Raw genomic sequence first — 8,391 nt, 5'->3', positions numbered from 1 at the left:
GTTTTTTTAAGGGTTTAGTTTTCGTATAAAAGTGTAGTAGGTACTGTGCAACATCAATAAGAGGAAATTCAAGAAAATTGCCAAGAATCACAGTAAGTTTATGAACTGATGATGATTGGTACCTACTCGGTGTTCCTCAGATTTTTTGTGAATTATAGCATCTTCCGTAAAACAACAAAAGCCCTTAACTTAGCATAAAGCTTTATCAGTTAAGGGCTTTATTGCTGTGCTGTCTATTTAAATTTTAACTCGTCCACAAAACGGTAGTGGATTTTACAGTCTGGTGGCGTCCGCCGTTTATTTTCTTAGGCTGTCCTAATTCAATTTTTTCAATTAGTTCTCGCATCATCTCTGATGTGAGTTCTTTTGGTTCAAAATATTTTTTGACGATACTCACAAATTTTGAAATATCCTTACTTTATTTTGTTTGTTCATTAAGTTGCTGATTAGATTCCTTAATAAGCTGTTTTTCTTTCTCGTAATTTTCACCTAGCTTCATAAAGTAATCATCAAAATGGATAGTAGAATATTCTAGTACTTGCTTATATTGTCTCATAACTTTAGCGCTACTTAGCTCAGACTGAAAAAAGTATTTTTCTGTTACTGGTCTAAAGATAAACTGACGGTAAAGAACAAGTTTGATATATTATATTCACAACTCTTTTTTGATAGAAACAATAATAATGTATATTCTATTTAAAAAATGTCTTTTCTAAAAGAGCTACCAGTGCTTTTTATTATGGCAAAAGAAAATGTTCATAAGAAATAAGTGTAGATCATTGAACTGAGAACCACGATCTGCGCTTATTCGTTTAATAGGAACAACTTTTAAGTTCTTTCTAGTATTGTTTTTCCTGCTTATCTTTGCCATAATATAATAGGATAAAAGTTTTTGATCGTCTTCAGAAATAAGAAAAATGAAGCACGTCTGCTCTGTTATCTGTTGAGGGGATGAGAAAGTGGGTTGTGTCATGAATTGTTGGGAAATATTGGGGTTAGAACCGACTTCAGATAAAAAAAAGGTTAAACAGGCTTATGCAGCAAAGTTAAAAACGATAAATGTAGATGAAGAACCATTAGCCTTTCAAAAGTTAAAAGAAGCCTTTGATTCGGCTATTTTTTTAACAGGAACGATCATAGAAAGTAATCGGCCAACAGAATCGATTTCATCCTTAGAGGAAAAAGTGCAAGAGGACGAATTACAAGCTGTTTTTGTAGAAAATGAAACGGTAGAGCCGGAAAGTAAACCGCAGGACGACTTAGTTCAAGAAGAAGCTATTGCTGATAACGAGAGTACGCAAGTTCAAAAAACACAGCAAGGAAATGCTGTCGAAATTTTTAATCAGGAATTAGCGGCGATCTATGAAGGAATGGCCTTTTTCTCAGATGTAGAAAAATGGACACTACTATTTTCAAATGAACTGGAGTGGTCTATTGATGAACATAATGAAATAAAACATGTGATGCAACATTTTTTACTGACTAATTATCGCGTATTATCAAGAACAATTATTGATTATATAGGATCTATATTTGATTTTGATGCATTAGTCAAAGATTATCGCTCTGGTGATTATTTTTGTTATACGTGGACTGAAATCAAGAATGTACCGAATTTTTTCTTCGATCATTATTCAGAAATACCAAAAGAAGAACGGTTAACCTATTTTACAAATCGCTACAACCTATTTCAACTCCTTGAAGATAGTATTCCAGATCAAACTACCTGGATAGAGTCTTTAGATTTGTGTAGAATGCTGACAACCAATGATGTTGATGTAGTCAATTTGCAAATTTCCTTTCTTTTACTGACTGATTTTAGAATGGAACAGGAGGCAACGATTAATCATTTTACGACTCTGCTTGAAACGGCAAAGTCATTAAGAGCTAATAGAACGAGTGAATTTTTCAGTATCTATTATGAGTGGATCAAAAATGAAGGTTCCGCTAATGCTGTATTGATCTTTGACAAAAGTGAGATAGCCATTCCAACAGTTACCATCAATTTACTAATGGGGTATGTTTATTTTCGTTTAAATCGTCATTCAAGTGTGAAAGAATACTGGGGAGGATTAGCGAAAAAGGTTCCTTCCTTGTTTAGAGCAGATGAATTGGCAATGCTAGACCTAATGGAGACTGTAACTGTTCCACAAAAGAAGAAGAAAAGTGCGGGACAATACGTCTGGCTGATTTTTGTATTAATTATTGCTTTCGTTAAAATTGGCGGCGTGATTTCAAGATCTAATGAACGAAATACTTCGATCGAAACATCAGATATTCAAAATATGTTTAGTGAAGAAAGAGAGTTATATAAGAATGTTATAAACAAACTATCAGACCTAAAAGAAAGTGACAACCTCTATGATCAGTTTCTCTATTATTTTTATATCGACCGAGAAGATGAAGACAGAGTAAATTTCATAGAACAAAATCTAGTAGGTCAAGCCAAGGAAATGGCTGAAAACATAACTATTTCACAATTGCCAGAAGTCACAATTGAGTCCAGATATGATTTCCAGGCTTCACCAGATAATGTTTCTGACTACGGTTTCGTGACAGCACTGACTTTACTCGAAGACGATGATCCATTTATTATTTTACAAGAAGATGAGGATGATCGGATTTCTAATGTCTTTGGAGAGGGCTGGGAAGTATTACCAGAAGATCAATTTGATGCGTTATGGGCAAACATTCAAGTTCGGCCGATGATGTCGCAAAAATTCTTTGTTGTGTATTATTTATTATCAGATGAACGCAAGGAGAATCTAAAAGCTAACCCAGAATATAGTACGGAAAACATAAAGAAATTACTAGAAAAAAATAGTTCAATGGCTATAGCGGAAGAGTTTGAATCTGGTACTTGGCAAATTAGTCAAGATGAAGAGAATAAATTATATACGATCATCAATGATGAGAACGGTGAACATCAGTTTATTTTATCTTATGATGATTATGGCCGTTTGGAGCATATTTATGGTGATAAATGGGAAAAGCTTGATGATGAAAAGAGAAAATTGATTCATGCAAATGCTGAAGAAAAGATTGACGTTTATTGATGGTGAGACAAAAATGAGCATTCCTGAACGTTGTCTCACTGAAAATTTCTTTCATAAAAATCAGAAAAGTTACGACTGGAATGTTTTCAAGTTCGGTCGTAACTTTCTTTGTTTTAATTGGATCCTATATTGAAAATAAAAAAACAAAATTTGTGTATAATAAAGAAAGAAGTTGTGCAATGAAAGAGGAGGTTTATAATGAAAGTGTTAATCACAGGTTTTGATCCTTTTGGTGGTGAGGCTATTAATCCGGCGTATGAGGCTATCAAAATGATTCCAGATGAAGTAGCAGGAGCTCAAGTGATCAAGTTAGAAATACCAACTGTTTTTAAAGAAAGCGGTGAAGTATTAAAAGCTGCAATAAAAGAGACTGAACCAGATATTGTGATTTGTGTGGGACAAGCAGGAGGTCGTAGTGCTGTTTCCTTTGAACGAGTGGCAATCAATTTAGCTGAAGCAAGAATCCCAGACAATAAAGGACAGCAACCCATTGGGGAAAAATTGGAAGAAGACGGAGAAACAGCTTATTTTACCTCATTACCAATCAAAGCAATGATGAGAAATGTTCAAGAACATGGCTTACCAGCATACATCTCGTATACAGCTGGAACCTTTGTTTGTAACGATATCATGTATCGCTTATTATATATGATCGACAATGAGTTTACTGGTATCAAAGGAGGATTTATCCATGTACCATTTGAACCTACACAAGTAATCAGTCGTTCAGTAGGGACACCCTCAATGCCAATTAAAACAATCGCTGAGTCATTGATCTATGCCGTTGAAGCAGCAGTTAAGACAGAAGTTGATAGAGAAGAAAATGCTGGAACAACAGATTAGAAAAGTACACTTCACTGATAATGATTCTCATTGTCATTTTGTTATGCTATACTAACCCAATAGAGAAAGGAGTGATTCAATGAAAGAACGAATAATCGGTGGAGTTAAAATATCTTATGATACTATTCAAACTGAGCAGTGTCCGATAATGCTTGATCAGCAAATATATATAGATGATAAAAAAATACCTCGTTATTTTATCGGGGAAACAACAATGACATTTTTTGACTTTTATCATGCTGATAGTCCAGATTTCCAAGAAATGGATTATCAATTATCAGGGAAATTTAAACAAATTATCGGCCGGTTTCCTCATACAAATCAACAAAAAATTACATTAAATGACGGTGGTAGCTATAGTATTAAGCAAGTTCCCGTATACATTCTAGCCAAAGATTATATAGTAGCAGAAATCATGCCCGAAACCTATCCAATGTTCAGGAAGAAGCTACAGGGGATTCAATTGTTGACTACTATTGATGAAGAGAATGTAGCTGAGTTAAACGGCTATAAACGAAAACGTCTATGCTTAGATGGTACATATGGTTCCAGAGAACTACTTGAAAGCAGCCATAAAAAAAATGTTCAAGAGGTTCAAGACAAGTTAGAATACGTGAATGAAATGTATTATTTTGCTCATTATAGTTATGCGGGGATGGTTCAATTTTTACCTGAACAAAAGATCAACACCTACGATCAATTTCATGAAGCATACGGTAAATATATCTACAGTTTTACGGTGACAAAGAATGGGCAAACAATTCCGCTTTTATGGCCAGATTACTTATATCACAAACCGGAAAATCATTTAGAATTTGGGCTCTTAGCGAACACTGAACAGCTAAGATATCAAGCCTTTGATCAATGGGAAAAAGGGGAGCAAGTCAGGATCGATATTCTTGCTGATGGATTTGAAGATGTTCATTTTATTACCTATTTAAAACAACCGATGGGTGTTATACCCAAAATGTCTAAATCGGAATATGCTGATGGAGAAATGATTTGTCTATCAATTGATCCAGGTTTAATCAACGAATTGAAACAGCAAGCCCCTTTATTTGAATTGTACAAAACTAAAAAAAATTCAGAGAACGGTTATTCGTTAAATTATGAGTTGACAGAAGAACAGTTGTTACTGCCTAGTAAACAATTTGAACAAACTGGTCGTTATCAGCTTAAGATTACAAGTGAATTATATGGTCAGCTATTATTTTTATTTACAATAAAGTAAGAGGAGATAGTAAAAGAATGAACAAGTTAAAAATTCAAGATTTTATTTCAATTGGGATCTATACAGCTATTTATTTTTTAGTTGTAACGATTGCAATGGTTATTTTAAGGTTTACGATCCCAGCCTTTAACTCAGTTCTTATTCCTAGCGCAACAGCACTTTTTGCAGGAATTGTTTATTTGCTAGTGATTCATCGTATCCCTCGTTTCGGTGCAATTACAATCATGGGTAGTGTCATGGGTTTATTTTTTCTAGTATCCGGTCATTTTCCGCTATCATTTTTACCAAATATTCTTTGCGCAGTTGTTGCTGACTGGATTCAATACCATACAAAATTATCAGAGAAAGCTCGTACAATGTTTAGTTATACGGTATTTAGCTTTGGTTTGATGGGACCGGTACTGCCGTTGTGGTTTATGAAAAATGCATATATCGATTCATTAGTGGCTCGTGGAAAAGATGCCGTTTATATTGATAAAGTCTTTGCGCCAATCACTACCACAACATTTTATGTTTGTACAATAGCGGTGATTGTTTGTAGTATTTTGGGTATAATTATTGGGCAAAAAATTTATAATAAGCATTTTGATAAAGCTAAAGGAAAAAACTATGGAAAAAACATACGTAACGTTTGATCCCAGAAGTAAACTATGTACGATTTTATTTGCGAGTTTTTTATTGATGTTTCCTTTACCGTTTAAAGCAGAAGTCTTATTTGTGACATTGCTGTACGTTTTATTTTTCTTGAATGGTAGTTTAAAAAAAGGAACGCTTTTTTATGGTATCTTTTGGCTACTCGTTTTAGGTGATTATTTGCTATTTCCTTATATAGACAATGGAGTGGCCGCTTTCTTTGATTTTCTATTTGTAGGTAATCGACGTATGCTGCCAACGATCATGGCCGCTGCTTTTGCAATGAATCGGACGAAAATCAGTGAATGGATCGCCGCTTTAAAGAAGTGTCATATTCCTTTTGGCCTGATTATTCCGTTGACCGTGTTATTTCGTTTTTTTCCAACACTTTTTCAGGATTTTAGAAGTATTCGCAATGCACTGAAATATCGTGGAATCGCTCTTTCTACAGCTGAGTTGTTTCTTCACCCGTTTCAAACAATGGAGTACATCATTGTTCCTATATTGATGTCGGCCGAAAATACGTCTTTGGATTTATCTTCAGCAGCACTAGTTCGTGGTTTAGCGAATCCTAAGACACATACCAGTGTTTATGAGATACGGTTGAAAATTCAAGATTATTTATTGATCAGCATTTTGATTTTGAGCGCGATTGTTGGGAGGCTGATTTGATGATTGATTTGCATGATGTGTCGTTTGCTTATGAGGATCAGGAAACGATCATTCAAAAGGTAGATTTAGAAATTAAAGCTGGCGAATTTATTGTTTTATGTGGTAAAAGCGGTTGTGGTAAATCAACGTTACTGAGAATTTTAAATGGCTTGATTCCTGAATTATACACTGGGGATCTGGCAGGGACAGGAACTGTTTTAGGGCAAAATTTACTAACAAAAGAGTTTAATGAATATGTGCAAGGGATCGGCGTTGTCTTTCAAAATCCTAAGACACAGTTTTTTACTAGTGATGTCTATTCTGAATTAGCTTTTGCAATGGAAAATTATGGAGTACCAAGAGACGAGATGATTAACCGGATCGCTGAGATTACGCGTTTATTTTCTTTAGAAAAATTTTTAGAACGAAGTATGTTTCATTTGTCTGGTGGGCAAAAGCAGTTAATTGCCTTTGCTTCTGCAAGTATGTTGAAACATCAGCTGTTTTTATTGGATGAACCGTCAAGTAATTTAGATGAAGCAACAATAGAACAGTTAAAGAAATATTTACAGGTATTAAAAAAACAAGGGATGACGATCATTGTGTCTGAGCATCGTTTACATTACTTGACTGATCTTGCTGATCGCTATTTGTTAATGGATAGCGGAACAATTATTGAAAGCTATACACGTCAAGAAATGAGAGAGAAATCTGCTGTAGAAATCAATAACATGGGGCTAAGATCGCTTGAACAAACGTACTTATTGAGAGTTGCTGAATCCACTCCGTCCCCAGAACAGCTGACAATGGTATGTGAAGAACTTGAGTTTCACTATCGGAGACAACCTTCCATATTAAAAATCCCTGCTCTAACATTGACTAGTTCTGTTATTACTGGAATTGTTGGTCCTAATGGTGCGGGTAAATCAACATTTTCCAGACTTGTATCAGGATTGATTAAGCCTAAGCAGGGAACTATCAAATTAAATCAGCAGGTCATGAATGCGAAACAACTTATTAAAGAGAGTTTTGTTGTAATGCAGGATGTTAATCTGCAATTATTTTTTGAAACAGTAGAAAAAGAAATCAGCTTGAATGCAAAAAATACCCAAGAATTTGACAAAATTGTGGCTATGCTCAATTTAGAACCACTTTTACTACGGCATCCTCAAACCTTGTCTGGTGGTGAAAAACAACGAGTCGCAATTGCCAGTGCCTTATTGTCAGGGAAAAAAATCATTATTTTTGATGAACCGACAAGTGGGCTAGACTTATTGCATATGGAAGAAGTTAGTCAGACAATTCGTTGGCTACATAAGGAAGGGATTTTAGTGTTGGTGATCACTCATGACAAAGAGTTTCTGAGTCGAACTTGTCAGCGAGTTCTGCATTTCGAGCAAGGACAAATCATTGATGATCATTTTATTCAAACAAAGTTTACAGAATAATGGAGGGAAAGAGATGTATATTGTAACCAATACAATTCAAACTGAGACTGCCCAGTCACAAAAAATCATTCGACAATTTACAGCAGGCCACACCAAAGAGAGTATGGAAACTGTTGAAGGCTTTTTAAATTTTCAATTAATGCAACGGACATTACCAGATGATCCAAACGTAACTGAATTAGTTGTTTTAAGTCGCTGGACGTCAAGAGAACATCAAAAAAATTGGGTGAAAAGCCAATCGTTTAAGCAGATGCATCAAAGAAAAGAAGCGAAAGAAGATACGGAGAATGAAAAGAACCGTCCAGGAATTATTTCAAGTACGATTGCTGAATACGAAGTATTAACATAAAAAAGTTTCTGCTTGCTGAAATGCGGCAGAAACTTTTTTTATGTATTTAGATTTCTTATTAATATATATACTAGTTATGATATCTTTAGGATTTTAAACAAACAAAATAAAAGGATTTTTTGATAGTAAATAGGTTAAAAATTTCCTCATTGTTGTACAAAGAAGAAGATTGGATGTTTT

At 34.6% G+C, this 8,391-nt stretch carries 9 protein-coding genes; 7 read left to right on the top strand and 2 right to left on the bottom strand.

Annotated features, from left to right (window positions below):
• Nucleotides 1–244 precede the first annotated feature (244 nt).
• Entirely contained in the window at nt 245–409 is a 165-nt protein-coding gene (locus tag RV15_RS13595; RefSeq protein ID WP_083429188.1) for a DUF4368 domain-containing protein, read from the bottom strand.
• 9 nt (nt 410–418) lie between these two features.
• A complete protein-coding gene (locus RV15_RS18890; protein WP_217265828.1) occupies nt 419–556 on the bottom strand; it encodes a hypothetical protein in 138 nt (45 codons plus the stop codon).
• Nucleotides 557–971: 415 nt separating this feature from the next.
• On the opposite strand from RV15_RS18890, the gene RV15_RS13590 reads away from it, so the two are divergent.
• From RV15_RS13590 to RV15_RS13560, 7 genes are all read left to right on the top strand, one after another.
• Complete coding sequence (locus RV15_RS13590) at nt 972–3,056, top strand: J domain-containing protein (protein ID WP_071878567.1); 2,085 nt, start codon at nt 972–974, stop codon at nt 3,054–3,056.
• 198 nt (nt 3,057–3,254) lie between these two features.
• Nucleotides 3,255–3,899, top strand: coding sequence for a pyroglutamyl-peptidase I (pcp, locus tag RV15_RS13585; protein ID WP_071878561.1), 645 nt, complete (start codon nt 3,255–3,257; stop codon nt 3,897–3,899).
• A gap of 79 nt (nt 3,900–3,978) precedes the next feature.
• On the top strand, nt 3,979–5,130 hold the full coding sequence (locus RV15_RS13580) for a hypothetical protein (RefSeq protein WP_071878560.1): 1,152 nt from the start codon (nt 3,979–3,981) through the stop codon (nt 5,128–5,130).
• A gap of 17 nt (nt 5,131–5,147) precedes the next feature.
• Nucleotides 5,148–5,765: an MptD family putative ECF transporter S component gene (locus RV15_RS13575; RefSeq protein WP_071878559.1), complete on the top strand. Its 618-nt coding sequence runs from the start codon at nt 5,148–5,150 to the stop codon at nt 5,763–5,765.
• The gene (locus tag RV15_RS13570; RefSeq protein WP_071878558.1) at nt 5,740–6,435 is read left to right on the top strand and encodes an energy-coupling factor transporter transmembrane component T; all 696 of its coding nucleotides are present in this window, start codon (nt 5,740–5,742) and stop codon (nt 6,433–6,435) included. Before RV15_RS13575 ends, RV15_RS13570 begins: the two co-directional genes overlap by 26 nt.
• The gene (locus RV15_RS13565) at nt 6,435–7,862 is read left to right on the top strand and encodes an ABC transporter ATP-binding protein (protein ID WP_071878557.1); all 1,428 of its coding nucleotides are present in this window, start codon (nt 6,435–6,437) and stop codon (nt 7,860–7,862) included. Before RV15_RS13570 ends, RV15_RS13565 begins: the two co-directional genes overlap by 1 nt.
• Nucleotides 7,863–7,875: 13 nt before the next feature.
• Entirely contained in the window at nt 7,876–8,211 is a 336-nt protein-coding gene (locus tag RV15_RS13560) for an antibiotic biosynthesis monooxygenase (protein ID WP_071878566.1), read from the top strand.
• Nucleotides 8,212–8,391: the final 180 nt, after the last annotated feature.

Origin of the sequence: Enterococcus silesiacus (assembly GCF_001886225.1) — a bacterium.
In the GTDB taxonomy this organism is placed as follows: Bacteria; Bacillota; Bacilli; order Lactobacillales; family Enterococcaceae; genus Enterococcus_L; species Enterococcus_L silesiacus.
This window is presented reverse-complemented; position numbering and strand designations above follow the sequence as displayed.